Annotated in this window: 2 protein-coding genes; both read left to right on the forward strand. The window is 77.3% G+C overall.

Annotation, left to right across the window (positions count from 1 at the left end; genetic code table 11):
• Window positions 1-55: 55 nt before the first annotated feature.
• Window positions 56-15,568 carry an SDR family NAD(P)-dependent oxidoreductase gene (locus ACZ4W9_RS20455; protein WP_467937686.1) on the forward strand — a complete coding sequence of 5,171 codons (15,513 nt, stop codon included), beginning with the start codon at window positions 56-58 and terminating at the stop codon, window positions 15,566-15,568.
• On the forward strand, window positions 15,565-19,464 hold the full coding sequence (locus ACZ4W9_RS20460; protein ID WP_467937688.1) for a type I polyketide synthase: 3,900 nt from the start codon (window positions 15,565-15,567) through the stop codon (window positions 19,462-19,464). The genes ACZ4W9_RS20455 and ACZ4W9_RS20460 overlap by 4 nt, the downstream gene beginning before the upstream one ends.
• The last annotated feature ends 169 nt before the right edge of the window (window positions 19,465-19,633 follow it).

Below are 19,633 nucleotides of genomic sequence, written 5' to 3' on the forward strand. Positions count from 1 at the left end.
ACGACACCCCGGCCGCACCGCGGTCCACCTCTTCGCACAGGAGTGGCGACACCCGATGACCAACGACGAAAAGCTGCTCTCCTACCTCAAGCGGGTCTCCGCCGACCTGGCCCAGACCCGCCGGCGGCTGCGCGAGGTGGAGGCCCAGGACCGGGAACCCATCGCCATCGTCGGGATGAGCTGCCGCTTCCCCGGCGGTGTGACCACCCCGGAGGAGTTCTGGCGGCTCGTCCACGACGGCACCGACGCCATCGGCGACTTCCCCGACGACCGCGGCTGGGACATCGACGCGCTGTACGACCCCGACCCGGACGCCACCGGCAAGAGCTACGTCACCCGCGGCGGGTTCCTCACCGACGCGGCCGGCTTCGAACCGGACTTCTTCGGCATCAGCCCCCGCGAGGCGCTGGCGATGGACCCCCAGCAGCGGCTGCTGCTGGAGGTGTCGTGGGAGGCCCTGGAACGCGCCCGGATCGCCCCCGACGCGGCGCACGGCACCCGCGTCGGCGTGTTCGCCGGCACCAACGGCCAGGACTACAAGGACCTGCTGGCCCGGATGCCCGACGACAGTGAGGCCGCGCTCGGCACCGGCGTGCTGGCCGCCGTCATCTCCGGCCGCATCTCCTACACCCTCGGCCTGGAGGGCCCGGCCGTCACCATCGACACCGCCTGCTCCTCGGCGCTCGTCGCGGTGCACCTCGCCGTCCAGGCCCTGCGCAACAAGGAGTGCACCCTCGCCCTGGCGGGCGGCGCCACCGTGATGTCCACGCCGGGCAACTTCATCGCCTTCAGCCGGCAGCGCGGCCTCGCCGCAGACGGCCGCTGCAAGTCCTTCGCGGCCGCCGCCGACGGCACCGGCTGGAGCGAGGGCGCCGGCATGCTGGTGCTGGAGCGGCTCTCCGACGCCCGCCGCAACGGCCACGAGGTGCTGGCCGTCGTCCGCGGCTCCGCCGTCAACCAGGACGGCGCCTCCAACGGCCTGACCGCCCCCAACGGCCCCTCCCAGCAGCGCGTCATCCGCGCCGCGCTGGCCTCCGCCGGGCTCGGCCCGGCCGACGTGGACCTGCTGGAGGCGCACGGCACCGGCACCACCCTCGGCGACCCCATCGAGGCGCAGGCGCTGCTCGCCACCTACGGCCAGGGCCGCGAACAGCCGCTGTGGCTCGGCTCGGTGAAGTCCAACATCGGGCACACCCAGGCCGCCGCCGGCGTCGCCGGCATCATCAAGGCGGTCATGGCGATGCGGCACCGGGTCCTGCCGAGGACGCTGCACGCCGAGCAGCCCTCCACCAAGGTCGACTGGGCACAGGGCGACATCCGGCTGCTGACCGGGAACCGGCCCTGGACCGACCCCGGCCGGCCGCGCCGGGCCGCCGTCTCCTCCTTCGGCGCCAGCGGCACCAACGCCCACACCATCCTGGAGGAGGCCCCCGCCGAGGAAGCCGGGGAGGCGGGGGAGGAGGAGCCGCGTACGGCGCCGCCGCTGGTGCCCTGGGTGGTCTCGGGCCGCACCGAACGCGCCCTGCGCGAGCAGGCCGCCCGCCTCGCCGCCGCCGTCGGCGAGGCGGATCCGGTGGACGTCGCGCACTCCCTGGCCGCCACCCGCACCGCCCACCCGTACCGGGCCGTCGTCCTCGGCGCCGGCCGCGACGAACTGCTGTCCGCCCTGACCGGCGTCGCCGAGGGCGGCCGGGGCGCCGCCACGGGCCGGGTCCGCAAGGGCCAGACCGCCTTCCTGTTCACCGGCCAGGGCGCCCAGCGCGCCGGCATGGGCCGCGAACTGCACGCCCGCTTCCCGGTGTTCGCCCGCGCCTTCGACGAGATCTGCGCGCTGACCGGCGACGACGACCTGCGCGACCTCGTCCTCGGCGACGACCCCGAGCCGCTGCGCCGCACCTCCCGCACCCAGACCGCGCTGTTCGCCTACGAAGTCGCCCTGTACCGGCTGCTGGAGTCCTGGGGAGTCACCCCCGACTACCTGGCCGGGCACTCCGTCGGCGAGATAGCCGCCGCCCATGTGGCGGGCGTCCTGGACCTGAAGGACGCGACCACGCTGGTGGCCGCGCGCGGCCGGCTGATGCAGGAACTGCCCGAGGGCGGCGCGATGATCGCCGTACGCGCCACCGAGGAGGAGGTCCGGCCGCTGCTCACCGAGCGGATCGGCATCGCCGCCGTCAACGGCCCCCGTTCCGTGGTGATCTCCGGCGACGCCGCCGAGGCCGAGGCGGTGGCCGCCCGCTTCGGCAAGAGCCGCCGGCTCGCGGTCTCGCACGCCTTCCACTCGCCCCTGATGGAACCGATGCTGGCCGCCTTCCGGACGGTCGTGGAGTCCCTGACCTTCCACCGGGCCACCGTCCCCGTCGTCTCCAACGTCACCGGCGCCCTCGCCACCCAGGACATCGCCTCCCCCGACTACTGGGTGCGGCACGTGCGCGAGGCGGTCCGCTTCCACGACGGGATCCGCGCCCTCGCCGCCGCGGGTGTCACCCGCTACCTCGAGGTCGGCCCGGACGCCGTGCTGACCGCCATGGCCCGCGACTGCCTGACCACCGACGACACCCCCGCCGGCACCGACGGCGACGCCGTCCTGGCCGCCGCCGCCCGCCGCGACCGCGACGAGACCGAGACCCTGCTCACCGCCCTCGCCCGGCTGTACACCTCCGGCGCCCCCGTGGACTGGACCGCGCTGTTCACCGGCGCCCGCACCGTCGACCTGCCCACCACCGCCTTCCAGCGCGAACGGTTCTGGCCCGAGACGACCGCGACCGCCGGCGACGTCGGCTCCGTGGGACTCGACTCCGCCGACCACCCGCTGCTCGGTGCCGCCACCGTCCTCGCCGACACCGACGGCGCCGTCCTCACCGGCCGGCTGTCGGCGCGCACCCACCCCTGGCTCGCCGACCACGTCGTCGGCGGCCGGATCGTCGTCCCCGGCACCGCCATGGTCGAACTCGCCGTCCGCGCCGGCGACCAGGTCGGCTGCGCCCACCTGGACGAACTCGCCCTGGAGACACCGCTGGCGCTGCCCGTGGACGACGGGGTGCGGGTCCAGGTCGCCGTCGGCGCGCCCGACGCCGCCGGCGCCCGTACGGTGCACGTGTACGCCCGCGCCGAGAGCCTGCCCGCCGACGCCCCGTGGACCGCGCACGCCTCCGGCCTGCTCACCCCCGGCCCCGCCGCCCCGGGCACCCGCCTGGACGACTGGCCCCCCGAGGACGCCGAAGCGCTCGACATCGGCGGCCTGTACGAGCGGCACGCCGCCGCCGGACTGGAGTACGGACCCGTCTTCCGGGCGCTGACGGCCGCCTGGCGGCGCGACGGGGAACTGTTCGCCGAGGTACGGCTGCCCGAGCGGCCCGCCGCCGACGCGCCCCGCTTCGGCCTGCACCCGGCCGCGTTCGACGCCGCCCTGCACTCCCTCGCCCTGCTCGGCGACGGATCCGCCGACGACACCGCCCGGCTGCCGTTCGCGTTCGCGGGGGTCACCCTGCACGCCACCGGCGCCTCCGTGCTGCGCGCCCGGCTCACGCCCGCCGGCGACCACGCCTTCGCCGTCGACCTGGCCGACGCCGGCGGCGCCCCCGTCGCCACGGTCGCCTCGCTGACCTCCCGCCCGCTCACCCGCCTCACCGACCACGACCCCGCCGCGGACGCCCTGTTCACCCTCGACTGGCAGCCGCTGCCCCTGGACACCGACGCCCCCGACCCCGGCCACCGGGTGCTGCACAGCACCCCGGGGTCCACGCCCGACGCCGTCCGCCAGGCCCTGCACACCGCGCTCGCCGCCCTCCAGGACGACGACCCCCGCCCGCTGGCCGTGGTCACCCGGGGCGCGGTGAGCGTCGCCGGCGAGGACGTGCCCGACCTGGCCGGCGCCGCCGTATGGGGCCTGGTGCGGTCCGCGCAGTCCGAGCACCCCGACCGGTTCACCCTGCTCGACCTCGAACCCGGCGCGGACGCCACCGCCCTCCTGCCCGGCGCCCTCGCCACCGGCGAACCCCAGCTCGCCGTGCGCGAGGGCACCGCCCGCGCCGCCCGCCTGATACGCGCCCAACTCCCCGCCGGCGCCCCCGGCCCCACCTTCGATCCCGAGGGCACCGTCCTGCTGACCGGCGCCACCGGCGGCCTCGGCCGGGTCCTCGCCCGTCATCTGGTCACCGCGCACGGCGTACGGCACCTCGCGCTGCTCAGCCGCTCCGGCACCGCCGACGACCTGGTCGCCGATCTGGCGGCCCTCGGCGCCACCGCGACCGCCCACGCCTGCGACACCGCCGACCGGGACCGCCTCGCCGCCGTCCTGGCCGGCATCACGGCCGACCGCCCCCTCACCGCGGTCGTGCACGCCGCCGGCGTCCTGGACGACGGCGTGGTCCTCGCCCTCACCCCCGAACGCGTCGACACCGTCCTCGCACCGAAGGCCATCGGCGCCCTCCACCTGCACGAACTGACCGACGAGCGCACCGCGTTGGTGCTGTTCTCCTCCGTCGCCGGCACCGTCGGCGCCCCCGGCCAGGGCAACTACGCCGCCGCCAACGCCCTCCTGGACGCCCTGGCCGCGCACCGGCACGCCCAGGGCGCCCCCGCCCTGTCGCTGGCCTGGGGCCCCTGGGCACCCACCGGCGGCATGACCGGCACCCTCGACGAGGCGGACCGCGCCCGGATGAGCCGGGGCGGCATGACCGCCCTGTCCGCCGAGGAGGGCACCGCCCTGTTCGACCGGGCGCTCGGGGCCGGCCGTCCCGCCCTGGCCCCGGTACGGCTGAGCCTGCCCGCGCTGCGCGCCCAGGGCCCCGGCCTCGCGCCCGTCTTCCGGGCCCTGGCGGGCCGCCCGGTGCGCCGGGAGGCCGCCGCCGAGGGCACCGGCGCCGGCTTCGCCGAGCGGCTGGCCGCCCTGAACGCCGATGAGCGCGCCGAGGCGCTGCTGCACACGGTCCGCGCCCATGTCGCCGCCGTCCTCGGGCACGCCGACCCGGACGGCGTGGAGACCGACCGGGCGTTCAAGGACCTCGGCTTCGACTCGCTCGCCGCCATCGAACTGCGCAACTCCCTCTCCGCCGAACTGGGCCGGCGGCTGAGCGCCACCCTCGTCTTCGACCACCCCTCGCCCGAAGCGCTCGCCACCCACCTCGGCACCCTGGTGGGCGACGCCCCGGCCGCGGCGCGCGGCGACCGGCGCGCCCGCACGGCCCGCGCCGACGAGCCGCTGGCGATCGTCGGCCTGGCCTGCCGCTACCCGGGCGACGTGCGCACCCCGGAGGACCTGTGGCGGCTGGTCGCCGGCGGCACCGACGCCATCACCGCCTTCCCCGCCGACCGCGGCTGGGACGTGGACCGGATCGTCGACCCCACCCGGCGGCGCCCCGACACCTCCTACGTCGGCGAGGGCGGGTTCCTGCACGACGCGGGCGACTTCGACGCCGCCTTCTTCGGCATCAGCCCCAAGGAGGCCCTCGTCATGGACCCCCAGCAGCGGCTGCTGCTGGAGACGTCCTGGGAGGCGCTGGAGGACGCCGGCATCGACCCGCACACCCTCAAGGGCAGCCGCACCGGCGTGTTCGCCGGCGTGCAGTACCACGACTACTTCGGCAGCTTCGGCTCCGGCAGCATCATCTCCGGCCGCGTCGCCTACACCCTGGGCCTGGAGGGCCCCTCCCTCTCCGTCGACACCGCCTGCTCCTCCTCCCTGGTGGCGCTGCACCTGGCCGCCCAGTCCCTGCGGCAGGGCGAGTCCGGCCTCGCGCTGGTCGGCGGTGTCGCCGTCATGGCCACCCCGGAGACGTTCGTCGAGTTCAGCCGGCAGGGCGCGCTCGCCCCCGACGCCCGCACCCGCGCCTTCGCCGACGCGGCGGGCGGCACCGTGTGGGGCGAGGGAGTCGGCGTGCTGGTCGTGGAACGCCTCTCCGACGCCCGCCGCAACGGCCACCGGGTCCTCGCCCTGGTCCGGGGCTCCGCCGTCAACCAGGACGGCGCCTCCAACGGCCTCACCGCCCCCAACGGGCCCGCTCAGGAACGCGTCATCCGTGAGGCCCTGGACAACGCCCGCCTCACCACCACCGACGTGGACGTGGTGGAGGCGCACGGCACGGGGACGACGCTGGGCGACCCGATCGAGGCGCAGGCGCTGCTGGCCACCTATGGCCAGGACCGTGAGGAGCCGCTGTGGCTGGGCTCCGTCAAGTCGAACATCGGGCACACCCAGGCCGCCGCCGGGGTCGCCGGGATCATCAAGATGGTCATGGCGATGCGCCACGGCGTGCTGCCCAGGACCCTGCACGTGGACAAGCCGTCCACGAAGGTCGACTGGGACGCGGGGAACGTACGGCTGCTGACCGAGGAACGTCCGTGGCCGGCCCCGGACCGGCCGCGCCGGGCCGGGGTGTCCTCCTTCGGCATCAGCGGCACCAACGCCCACGTCATCCTCGAACAGGCCCCGCCCGCCCCCGCCGAGCCCGCGCACCCCGCGCCCCAGGGGCTCGCCGCGCCCTGGCTGCTCAGCGCCAGGACGCCCGCCGCGCTCGCCGGGCAGGCCGCGGCCCTCCTCGGCCACCTCGACACCCACCCCGGCCTCGACCCGTCCGACATCGGCTGGTCGCTCGCCACCACCCGCGCCCGCTTCGCCCACCGCGCCTCGATCATCGGGACCGACCCGGCCGAACTGCGCGGCGCCCTCGCGGCGCTGGCCGACGGCACCACCGCCCGCGCCCTCGTCCAGGGCACCGCCGCCGGCCGCGCCCGGCCCGTGTTCGTCTTCCCCGGACAGGGCTCCCAGTGGTCCGGCATGGCCACCCGGCTCCTCGACGAGTCCCCGGTGTTCGCCGCCCGCATGGCCGAGTGCGCCGCCGCCCTGGCCCCCTACACCGACTGGGACTTCGCCACCGAGCTGCGCGGCGACCTGGACCGCGTGGACGTCGTCCAGCCGCTGCTGTGGGCCGTGATGGTGTCCCTCGCGCACACCTGGAGCGCCTACGGCGTCACCCCGGCCGCCGTCATCGGCCACTCCCAGGGCGAGATCGCCGCCGCCTGCGCGACCGGCGCGCTCTCCCTCGCCGACGGCGCCCGCGTCGTCGCCCTGCGCTCCCAGGCCATCGCCGAACTGCTGTCCGGCTCCGGCGGCATGATGTCGGTCGGCGAGGGCGCCGACGCGGTCCGCGCGCGGCTCGCCGCCTTCGGCGGCCGGCTGTCGGTCGCCGCCGTCAACGGCGCCGCCTCCACGGTGGTCTCCGGCGACCCCGACGCCCTCGACGAACTCCTCGCCCTGCTGCGCGCGGAGAAGGTCCGCGCCAAGCGCCTGCCCGTGGACTACGCCTCGCACAGCGCCCACGTCGAGACCCTGCGCGCCCGCCTCGCCGAAGACCTCGACGGCATAGAGCCGCGCGCCACCCGGGTGCCGTTCTACTCCACCGTCACCGGCGGCCTGCTCGACACCACCGGGCTCGGCGCCGACTACTGGTACACCAACCTGCGCGGAACCGTGCTGTTCGAGCAGGCGGTACGGGCCGCCGTCGCCGCCGGGCACCAGCTGTTCATCGAGGCCAGCCCGCACCCGGTGCTCACCGTCGGCATCCAGGAGACCGACGACGCGGTGGCCGCCGTAGGCTCCCTGCGCCGTGACGAGGGCGGCCGGGACCGGCTGCTGACCGCGCTGGGCGAGGCGTTCACGCACGGCGCCGCCGTCGACTGGGCCGCCGTCGCCGAGGGCCGCCGGCCCCGCCGGGTGCCGCTGCCCGGCTACGCCTTCCAGCGCGAGCGGTACTGGCTCGACAGCACCGCCGGCGGCGCCGACGTCACCTCCGCCGGACTCGCCCCGACCGACCACGCCCTGCTCGGCGCCGCGATGGTCCGCGCCGACGCCGAGGGCGCCGTGCTCACCGGCCGGCTGTCCGCCGCCACCCAGCCCTGGCTGGCGGACCACCGGGTGGGCGGCCGGCTGCTCTTCCCTGGCACCGGGCACCTGGAACTCGCGCTGCGCGCCGGCGACCAGGTCGGCTGCGGCGACATCGCCGAACTCACCCTGCACGCGCCGCTGATCCTCCCCGACCACGGCGCCGTACAGCTCCAGGTCACCGTCGGCCCGCCCGAGGGCGACACCCGACCGGTCGGCATCTGGTCGCGGCCCGAGAGCCCGGACGAGGAACTGCCGTGGACCCGGCACGCCGACGGCCTGCTCGCCCCCACCGGCACCCTGCCCGCCCCCGCGGACCCGCTCACCGACTGGCCCCCACGGGACGCCGATCCCGTCCCGCTCGACGGCCTGTACGACGACCTGGCCGGCCTCGGCCTCGGCTACGGGCCCCTGTTCCAGGGCCTGCGCGCCGCCTGGCGTGCCGCCGACGGCCTGTACGCGGAGGTCGCCACCGACGCCGTGCCCGACGGGTTCGGGCTGCACCCCGCGCTGTCCGACGCCGCCCTGCACACCGTCGGCCTCACCGACGCGGCCGGCGAGGAGGCCCTGCTGCCGTTCGCCTGGTCCGGGGTACGGCTGCACGCCACCGGCGCGACCGCGCTGCGCGTCCGCGTCCGGCCCACCGGCGAGGGCACCGTCTCCCTCACGCTCGCCGATCCCGCGGGCGCCCCCGTCGCCACCGTCGACTCGCTCACCCTGCGGCCCCTGCGCACCGAGGCGCTGGCCGCCGCGGCCCGGGTGCCCCGCGCGGGCGCGCTGTACCGGGTCGCCTGGGTGCCGGCCGCGCCGGTCGCGGCGCCGGCCGGCCGGGTGGAGGCGGTGCGGGCCCCGGCCGGGGTGAGCGCCGCCGACGCCCGGGCGGCCGTCGGCACGGTCCTGGACGAACTGCGCGCCAGACTGGCCGACGACGGCCTCGCCGACACCCCCCTCCTCGTCGTCACCGGCACCGACCCGGCGGGCGCCGCCGTCGGCGGCCTGGTCCGCTCGGCCCAGTCGGAGAACCCCGGCCGCATCGTCCTGGTCGAGTCCGACACGCCGCCGGCCCCCGAACGCCTCCCCGAAGCGGCGACGCTGGGCGAACCCCACGTGGCGTTCCACGAGGGCGAGTGGAGGGTGCCCCGCCTGGTCCGCGTCACCACCGAAGCGCCGGCCGCCGGCGGATCGCCCGGGACTCCGGCCGCCGCCGGCACGGCGGGCCCGGCCGAGCCGGCTCCCGCCCCCGCACCGCTCCCCGCGGCGGCCGCCACCGGAGATGCCACCGGAGACGCCGCCCCGGAGGCCGGGCTCGGTGCCGGCACCGTCCTGCTCACCGGCGCCACCGGGGCGCTCGGGCGGATCGTGGCCCGGCATCTGGTCGTCGAACGGGGGGTGCGGAGCCTGCTGCTGGTGAGCCGGAGCGGAGGTGCCGGCGATCTGGCCGGCGAACTCGCCGGGCTGGGTGCCGAGGCGACCAGTGTCGCCTGCGACGTCGCCGACCGCGCGGCGCTCGCCGCCGTACTGGACGCCGTACCCGCCGACCGGCCGCTGACCGCCGTGATCCACGCGGCCGGTGTCCTCGCCGACGGCGTGCTCTCCTCGCTCACCCCGGAGCGGCTCGACACCGTGTTCCGGCCGAAGGCGGACGCCGCCTGGAACCTGCACGAACTCACCGCGGACCGGGACCTGTCGGCGTTCGTGCTGTTCTCCTCCTCCGCCGCCACGCTCGGCTCGCCCGGCCAGGCCAACTACGCCGCCGCCAACGCCTACCTCGACGCCCTCGCCGTACACCGCCGCTCGCTCGGGCTGCCCGCGCACTCCCTGGCCTGGGGCCTGTGGGCGCAGGCCGGCGGCATGACCGGCGACCTCGGCGAGAGCGACCTCGGCCGGATCGCCCGCGGCGGCGTCGCCCCGCTGGCCACCGAGGAGGGCGTCGCCCTGTTCGACGCCGCCCTCCGCGGCGCCGACCCGGCCGTGCTGCCGGTGCGGCTGGACCTGGCCGCGCTGCGCGCCCAGGACACCGACCCGGCCCCGCTGTTCCGCGCCCTGGTGCCGGTACGCCGGGCCGGCGCGGCCGGCGTGCGGACCGCGGCCGGTGCCGACGCGCTGCGCGACCGGCTCGCGGGGCTGCCGGCGGCCGGACGCGAGCCGTTCCTCACCGACCTCGTGCGCGGCCACGTCGCCACCATCCTCGGCTACCGCTCCGCCGAGGACGTCGGCAGCACCCTGGCCTTCCGGGAACTCGGCTTCGACTCCCTGGCCGCCGTCGAACTGCGCAACCGGCTCACCGCGGCGACCGGCCTGAAACTGCCCGCCACCCTCGTCTTCGACCACCCCACACCGGCCGGCCTCGCCCACCACCTGCTCGGCGAACTCACCGGCGCCCTGGCCGCGGCACCCGCCCGCACCGCCCCCCGCGGCGCCGCCGACGACGAACCGATCGCCGTCATCGGCATGGCCTGCCGCTTCCCCGGCGGCATCGCCTCCCCGGAGGACCTGTGGCGGCTGGTCGCCGAAGGCCGGGACGCCGTCGGCGAGTTCCCCACCGACCGGGGCTGGGACCTCGACCGCCTCTACGACCCCACCCTGGACCGTCCCGGCACCAGCTACACCCGGCACGGCGCCTTCCTGTACGACGCCGCCGGCTTCGACCCCGCGTTCTTCGCCATGGACGACGAGGAGGCCCAGGTCACCGACCCCCAGCAGCGGCTGCTGCTGGAGACCTCCTGGGAGGCGCTGGAGAGGGCCTCCATCGACCCGGCGACCCTGCGCGGCTCCGACACGGGCGTGTTCGCGGGCGTCATGTACCACGACTACTTCGGCAGCTACGGCTCCGGCAGCGTGGTCTCCGGCCGCGTCGCCTACACCCTCGGCCTGGAGGGGCCGACCCTCTCCGTCGACACCGCCTGCTCCTCCTCGCTGGTCGCGCTGCACCTGGCCGCCCAGGCGCTGCGGCAGGGCGACTGCTCGCTGGCGCTGGCCGGGGGAGTGACCGTCATGGCCACCCCGGGCACCTTCGTGGAGTTCAGCCGGCACCGGGGCCTGTCCCGGGACGGCCGCTGCAAGCCGTTCGCGGACGCCGCCGACGGCACCGGCTTCGGCGAGGGCGCCGGCGTGCTGCTGCTGGAGCGGCTCTCCGACGCCCGCCGCCACGGCCGCCGGATCCTCGCCGTGCTGCGCGGCACCGCCGTCAACCAGGACGGCGCCTCCAACGGCATCAGCGCCCCCAACGGGCCCGCCCAGCAGCGCGTCATCCGCCGCGCCCTCGAAGCGGCCGGTGTCCCCGCCGCCGAGGTCGACGTGGTCGAGGCGCACGGCACCGGCACCACCCTCGGCGACCCCATCGAGGCGCAGGCGCTGATCGCCACCTACGGCGCCGAGCACACCGGCGACCGCCCGCTGTGGCTCGGCTCGGTCAAGTCCAACCTGGGCCACACCCAGGCCGCCGCCGGTGTCGCCGGTGTCATCAAGATGGTCGAGGCGCTGCGCCACGAGACCCTGCCCGCCAGCCTGGGCGTGGACCGGCCCACCCGGCACGTGGAGTGGGAGGGGAGCAACGTCCGGCTGCTCACCGAGAACCGCCCCTGGCCGGACCCGGGCCGTCCGCGCCGCGCGGGCGTCTCCTCCTTCGGCATCTCCGGCACCAACGCCCATGTCGTCATCGAGGCCGCGCCCGCCGGGGAACCCGCCGAAGAGCCCGCCGCCCCGGCCGTCGGCACCGTGCCATGGCTGCTGTCCGGGCATACTCCCGACGCCCTGCGCGCCCAGGCCGCCCGGCTGCTGGACCACCTGTCCGCCGCCCCGGACACCGACCCGTACCGGCTCGCGGGCGCCCTCGCCCACGCCCGTACCCGGCTCGGCCACCGGGCCGCCGTCCTCGGCCGCACCCGGGACGAACTGACCGCAGGGCTGCGGGCCGTGGCCGACGGCCGCACACCCCCGGCCGGGGTGCTCGGCACCGCCGCCGACGGCCGGCTCGCCTTCCTCTTCTCCGGCCAGGGCTCGCAGCTGCCCGGCATGGGCACCCGCCTCGCGGCGGACTTCCCGGCCTTCGCCGCCGCCTTCGACGAGGTCCGCGCCCACCTCGACCCGCTGCTGGACCGGCCGCTCGCCGACGTCCTGGACTCCGCCGAACTGCTGGAGCGCACCGAGTACACCCAGCCCGCGCTGTTCGCCGTCCAAGTCGCCCTCCACCGGCTGCTGGAGTCCTTCGGCGTGCGGCCCGACCTGCTCGCCGGGCACTCCGTCGGCGAGTTCGCCGCCGCCCATGTCGCGGGCGTGCTCGGGCTGGAGGACGCCTGCGCCCTGGTCGCCGCCCGCGGCCGGCTGATGCAGGCCCTGCCCGAGGGCGGCGCGATGATCGCCGTACAGGCCACCGAGGAGGAGGTCGCGCCGCTGCTCGGCGACGGCGTGGACATCGCCGCCGTCAACGGTCCCGCCTCCCTCGTCGTCTCCGGGCCCGCCGGACCGGCCCGCGCGCTGGCCGCCCGCTTCGCGCGCACCAAGGAACTGGCCGTCAGCCACGCCTTCCATTCGTCCCTGACGGAACCGATGCTGGCCGCGTTCCGCGAGGTCGCCGCCTCCGTGTCGTACGGGACCGCGCGCATCCCGCTGGTGTCCACCCTCACCGGCGCCCCGGCCGCCCCCGACGAGCTGTCCGGCCCCGACTACTGGGTGCGGCACGCCCGCGAGGCCGTCCGCTTCGCCGACGCCGTCACCGCCCTGCACGACGCGGGCGTACGGCACTTCGCCGAGGTCGGCCCCGGCAGCGCGCTGACCGCCGCGGCCGGTGCGTGCCTGCCCGAGCAGGCGGCCGTCGTACCGCTGCTGCGCAAGGACCGCGAGGAGACCGAGGCGCTGCTCGCCGGGCTCGCGGCCCTGCACGTGCGCGGCACCGCCGTCGACTGGACGGCGCTGCTGCCCCACCGCGACGCCGCCGACCTGCCCACCTACCCCTTCCAGCGCGCCCGTTACTGGATGACCGGCGACCCGGGCCCCGCGCGTCCGGCCGACGGGCATCCGCTGCTCGGCACCGCCGTCGAACTCGCCGGCGCCGACTCCCTCCTGTACACCGGGCACCTCTCCCTGGCCGACCAGCCGTGGCTGGCCGACCACCGCGTGGGCGGGGTGCCGCTGCTGCCCGGCACCGCCTTCCTGGAGATGGCCCTCGCCGCCGGGGCCCGCACCGGCTGCGCCACGGTCGAGGACCTGACCGTCACCGAACCGCTGCCGCTGCCCGAGGACGGCGCCGTCCGCCTCCAGTGCACGGCCGGCGAACCCGACGCCACCGGCGCCCGCGCCTTCCGCGTGTACGCCGCCCGGGCCGACGGCGACCCCTGGACCACCCACGCCACCGGAGTGCTGCGCCCCGCCGGGGAGCGGCCCGTCCCGGGCCCGGCCGCCTGGCCGCCGCCCGGCGCCGAACCGGTCGCCCTGGACGGCGTCTACGAGCGGCTGGCCGGGCTGGGCGCCGAGTACGGGCCCCGTTTCCAGGGCCTCAGGGCCGCCTGGCGGCGCGGCGACGAGGTGTACGCCGAGGTCGCCGTACCCGGCACCACCGCCGAGTTCGGCCTGCACCCGGCGCTGTTCGACGCCGCCCTGCACGCCCTCGCCCTGCGCGCGGGAGCCGAGGAGCGCATGACCCTGCCGTTCGCCTGGGGCGGCGTGGAGCTGCACGCGCCGGGCGCGACCGCCCTGCGGGTGCGCATCGCCCCGGCCGGCACCGGCGCGGTGCGGATCGAGGCCGCCGACGCCACCGGCCGTCCGGTGGCGCGGGTGGCGTCGCTGGCGCTGCGGGAGGTGGACCCGCAGCGCATCGCGGCGGCCGCCGCGGGCGGCCACGACGACCTGTTCGCCCTGGACTGGGTGCCCGCCGCCGCGCCCGCCGCCCCGCAGGCCGGGCGGTGGACCGTCCTCGGCCCCGGCCGCGAGGAACTGGCCGCCGCCCTGGCGGGCGAGGTCGCCGAGGTCACCGTCGCCGCCAGCCCGGCCGAGGCCGCCGCCCAGGCCCCCTCCACCCTGGTCCTCCTGCACCCCGCGGGGGAGGGCGCCGACGCGGTCCGCGCCGGTCTGCACCGCCTGCTCGCCCAGGTACGCGACTGGCTGGCCGACCCCCGGTCCGCCGACTCCACCCTGGTGGTGGCGACCCACGGCGCGACGGGCCCGGGAGACGTCACCGACCCCGGCGCGGGCGCCGCGTGGGGCCTGCTCCGCTCCGCCCAGTCCGAGCACCCGGGCCGCCTCGTCCTCGCCGACCTGGACGGCACCGAGGCGTCCCGCCGGCTGCTGCCCGCCGCCGTCGCCTGCGGCGAACCCCAGCTCGCGCTCCGCGACGGCACGCTGTGCGTCCCCCGGCTGGTGCGCGCCCCGCGCCTGCCCGAGGCCGCCCCGCCCGGCTTCACCGGCGGCGTGCTGGTCACCGGCGGCACCGGCGCCCTGGGCCGGCTGGTCGCCCGGCACCTGGTCACCGCGCACGGCGCCGACCGGCTGGTGCTGCTCAGCCGGGGCGGCCCCGAGGCGCCGGGCGCGGCCGGGCTGCGGGAGGAACTGACCGCGCTCGGTGCCCGGGTGACGATCGTCGCCTGCGACGCCGCCGACCGCGCCGCCCTCGCCCGGGTCCTGGACGAGCACCCGGTCGGCGCCGTCGTGCACACCGCCGGCGTCCTCGCCGACGCCGTGCTGACCTCGCTCACGCCCGAGCGGCTGGACACCGTGCTGCGGCCCAAGCTGGACGCCGCCTGGAACCTGCACGAACTGACCCGCGAGCGGCCCCTGACGGCGTTCGTGCTGTTCTCCTCCGCCGCCGGCCTGCTCGGCAGCCCCGGCCAGTCCGGCTACGCCGCCGGCAACGCCTTCCTCGACGCCCTCGCCGCCCACCGCCGCCTGCTCGGCCTGCCCGCCGTCTCGCTCGCCTGGGGCGCCTGGGCGGGCAGCGGCGGCATGGCCGACCGGCTCACCGGCGCCGACGCCCGGCGCGTCACCGACGGCGGGATGCTCGCCCTGGACGCCGAGGCCGGGCTCGCCCTGTTCGACACGGCCGTCGGCCGCCCGGAACCGGTGCTGCTGCCGGCCCGCCTGGACCTCGCCCCGCGCGAGGCCGCCCGCGTCGCCCCGCTGCTGCGCTCCCTGGTACGGGCGCCGCGCCCGGCCGGGCCCGGGGCACCGGCCGCCGCGACGGCCCTGCGTCGCGAACTGGCCGGGCTGGCGCCCGAGGAGCGGGGTGAACGGCTGCTGCGGCTGGTACGGGACGAGGCCCGCGCGGTCCTCGGCACCGAGGAGTTCGCCGACGAACTGCCCTTCAAGGACCTGGGGTTCGACTCGCTGACGGCCGTGGAGTTCCGCAACCGGCTCAACCAGGCCACCGGTCTGCGGCTGACCGCCACCCTCGTCTTCGACCACCCCACCCCGGCCGCGCTCGCCGGTCACCTCGGCGCCGAACTGGCCCCGCGCACACCGGACGGGCCGCGCGCCGAGGAGGACACCGTACGGGCCGCGCTCGCCGCGCTCCCGGTGGCGCGGCTGCGCGAGGCCGGCCTGCTGGACAGCCTGCTCGAACTCGCCGGACTGCGGCCCGCGCCGGCCCCGGCCGACGACGGCGGAGCCGGCCGCGCCCCGATCGACGCGATGGACGCCGAGAGCCTGATCAGCATGGCGCTCGACGATCTCGTCGGGGACGACGACGCCCTGTGACGACGCCCGCGACAAGGAAGAGGACCATGGCCGAGTCCGAGATGCCGGACACCAGGATGGTCGAGGCGTTGCGCGCCTCGCTGAAGGAGATCGAGCGGCTGCGGGAACGCAACCGCGCGCTGACCGCGGCGGCCCGGGAACCGGTCGCGATCGTCGGCATGGCCTGCCGCTACCCGGGCGGCGTCCGCTCCCCGGAGGAGCTGTGGCGGCTGGTCGCGGGCGGCGGCGAGGGCATCACCGAGTTCCCCGCCGACCGCGGCTGGGACCCGGACCTGTACGACCCGGCCCCGGGCACACCGGGCCGGTCGTACACCCGGCACGGCGGATTCCTGCACGACGCGGGCGACTTCGACGCCGCGTTCTTCGGCATCGCCCCCAACGAGGCCCTCGTGATGGACCCGCAGCAGCGGCTGCTCCTCGAAGGCTCGTGGGAGGCCCTGGAGAACGCCGGGATCGACCCCGCCGGGCTGCGCGGCTCCCGCACCGGCGTCTTCGCGGGCGTCATGTACCACGACTACTTCGGCAGCTTCGGCTCCGGCAGTATCGTCTCCGGCCGCGTCGCCTACACCCTGGGCCTGGAGGGGCCCACGCTCAGCGTCGACACCGCCTGCTCCTCGTCGCTGGTCACCCTGCACCTGGCCGTCCAGGCGCTGCGGCAGGGGGAGTGCACGCTGGCGCTGGCCGGGGGAGTGACGGTGATGGCCTCGCCGGGCACCTATGTGGAGTTCAGCCGGCAGGGCGCGCTCTCCCCGGACGGGCGGTGCCGTTCCTTCGCCGACGACGCGGCCGGCACCGGGTTCTCCGAGGGGCTGGGCGTCCTGGTGCTGGAGCGGCTGAGCGACGCCCGCCGCAACGGGCATCCGGTGCTGGCCGTCGTCCGGGGCTCCGCCGTCAACCAGGACGGCGCCTCCAACGGCCTCACCGCCCCCAACGGTCCGTCCCAGCAGCGGGTGATCCGGCAGGCGCTGGCCGCCGCCCGGCTGTCGGCGGCCGACGTGGACGTGGTGGAGGCGCACGGCACGGGGACGACGCTGGGCGACCCGATCGAGGCGCAGGCGTTGCTGGCCACCTACGGCCAGGACCGCGAGGAGCCGCTGTGGCTGGGCTCCGTCAAGTCGAACATCGGGCACACCCAGGCCGCCGCCGGGGTCGCCGGGATCATCAAGATGGTCATGGCGATGCGCCACGGCGTGCTGCCCAGGACCCTGCACGTCGACGCGCCGTCCACGAAGGTCGACTGGGAGGCGGGCAACGTACGGCTGCTGACCGGGGAACGTCCGTGGCCGGCCACGGACCGGCCGCGCCGGGCCGGGGTGTCCTCCTTCGGCATCAGCGGCACCAACGCCCACGTCCTCGTCGAGGAGGCACCCGCCGAGGACCCGGTGGACGCCGAACCGGACGCGCCCGCCGTCGTCTGGCCGCTGTCCGCCCGCTCCGCGTCCGCCCTGCCCGCCCAGGCCGCCCGGCTGCACGCGTTCCTCGCGGACCGGCCCGGAGCGCACCCGGCCGCCGTCGCCCGCGCCCTCGGCACCCGGCGCACCGCCTTCGACCACCGGGCGGCCGTCACCGGCGCCGACCGCGAGGAACTGCTGGCCGGGCTGCGCGCCCTCGCCACCCAGGCCCCCGCGCCCACCGCCGTCACCGGCCGGGCGCGCCCCGGCACCCGTACCGCGTTCCTGTTCACCGGGCAGGGCGCCCAGCGCCCCGGCATGGGCCTCGAACTGCGCGCCCGCTACCCGGTGTTCGCCGACGCCTTCGACGCCGTCGAGGCCCGGCTCGGCCTGGACCTGGCCGGGGTGCTCGCGGGCGACGACCCCGACGCCGTCCACCGCACCGGGTACGCCCAGCCCGCGCTGTTCGCGTACGAGGTCGCCCTGTTCCGGCTGCTGGAGTCCTTCGGGGTGCGGCCCGACCTGCTCGCCGGGCACTCCGTCGGGGAGATCGCCGCCGCCCACGCGGCGGGCGTCCTCGACCTGGACGACGCCTGCGCCCTGGTCGCCGCCCGCGGCCGGCTGATGCAGGCACTGCCGGAGGGCGGCGCGATGGTCGCCGTACGGGCCACCGAGGAGGAGGTACGGCCGCTGCTGGACGGCCGGGTCGCCCTCGCCGCGGTCAACGGCCCCGGATCGGTGGTCCTCTCCGGCGAGGAGGAGGCGGTGCTCGCCGCCGCCGGGGGCTTCCCCAAGGCCCGGCGGCTCACCGTCTCGCACGCCTTCCACTCGCCCCTGATGGACGGCATGCTCGACGAGTTCCGCGCCGTGGCCGGCCGGCTCACCTTCCACGCGCCGCGCGTCCCGCTGGTGTCCACCCTCACCGGCCGCCTCGCCGAGGACGGGGAACTCGGCGACCCCGGCTACTGGGTGCGGCAGGTGCGGGAGACGGTCCGGTTCGCCGACGCGGTCGCCGCCCTCGCCGCCGCCGGGGCCGGCCGCTTCGTGGAACTCGGCCCCGACGCCGTCCTCACCGGCCTCGCCCGCGCCTGCCCGGAGACCGACGGCGCCCTCCTGGTCGCGCTCGGCCGCCGCCACGGCGCCGAACCCGCCGCCCTGGCGGCCGGCCTCGCCCGCCTCCACACCGACGGCCTCGCCCCCGACTGGGCCGCGATCTTCCCCGGCACGGCCCGCGCCGACCTGCCCACCTACGCCTTCCAGCACGCGCGCTACTGGCTCGACGCCGACGTGCCCCTCACCGCCGGTCCCCTGACCGAACCCGCGGCACCCGCCCCGGCCACCGGGCCCGCGGCGGCCGAACCCCTGCGGCGACGGCTGGCCGAGGCGGGGCCGGCCGAACAGGAGACCCTGCTCACGGACCTGGTGCGGGCGCAGACCGCCGCCGTCCTCGGCCACAGCGGACCGGAGGCCGTCGAACCCGACGCCGTCTTCCTGGAGACCGGACTGGACTCCGTCTCCGCCGCCGAACTCCGCGCCGCCCTCGGCGCGGCCCTCGGCACCCCCCTGCCGGCCGGTGCCGTCTTCGACCACCGCACCCCGGCCGCCCTCGCCGCCGCCCTGCGCGCCCACCTGGCCGGCGGCCCACCGGCCCCGGACGGCGCCGCCGGACTCGACACGGTCGCCGGACTCGTGCGGCACGCGGCGGCCGACGGACGCATGGGCCAGGCCGTCGACCTGCTGCGCACCGTCGCCGGCATCCTCCCCGGTTTCTCCCGCCTCGCCGAACTCGGCGACCTCGCCGACCCGGTGCGGCCGGCCACCGGCCCCGCCGGCCCCCGCCTGGTCTGCCTGCCCTCGCCGATGGCCCTCGGCGGCGCCCACCAGTACGCCCGCTTCGCCCGGCACTTCGAGGGCCGCCGGGACGTCCTCGTGCCCGCGATGCCCGGCTTCGCCCCCGGGGAACCGCTGCCGCTCTCCGTGGACGCGGTGCTGGAGGCGGTCGTCGAGGGCATCCGCCGGGCCTGCCCGGACGAACGGCCGTACGTGCTCGTCGGGTACTCCTCCGGCGGCCAGTTCGCCCACGCGGCGGCCGAGATCATGGAGAAGGAGGGCCGGCCGGCCGCCGGCGTGGTGCTGCTGGACACCTATCTGCCCGGGGACGACGGCAAGGACGAGCTGTGGCGGCAGATGTTCGACGGGATGCTGGCCCGCGAGTCCGCCCTCGGCGGCTTCGGCACCGCCCGCCTCGCCGCGATGAGCCGCTACAGCGACCTCATCCAGCACTGCCTGCCGGGCGCCCTGACCGCGCCCGTGCTGTTCGTGCGGCCCACCGAGTCCTTCGCCACCGGCCCCGGAACCGGCGACTGGCGGGCGCTCTGGCCCGCCGAACACCAGCCGGCCGACGTCCCCGGCACCCACTTCACGATATTGGAGGACCATGCGGAGGCCACCGCCGAGGCGGTCGAGACCTGGCTGACGGCCGGGCCGGCCGCCGGCACCGGCTGAGCCGTCCCCGCCGAAAAGGCGGCGGATACCCCACGCGATCCCGGGGGGGGGGGGGGGGAGGGCGCCCCCCCCCCCCCCGTTCCCCCCTCTCGCGGGGTCTTGGAAAAGGACAAAACACGCCTTCCTATCCAAAGGGAGAATGTTCGGGGCGGCTCCTCAGCGAACGGGA

Source organism: Streptomyces sp. NPDC029296, assembly GCF_055569255.1.

Excerpts from the sequence above, each read along its gene's own strand:
- ACZ4W9_RS20455 (WP_467937686.1), top strand. The coding sequence starts at position 56 with ATGACCAACGACGAAAAGCTGCTCTCCTACCTCAAGCGGGTCTCCGCC.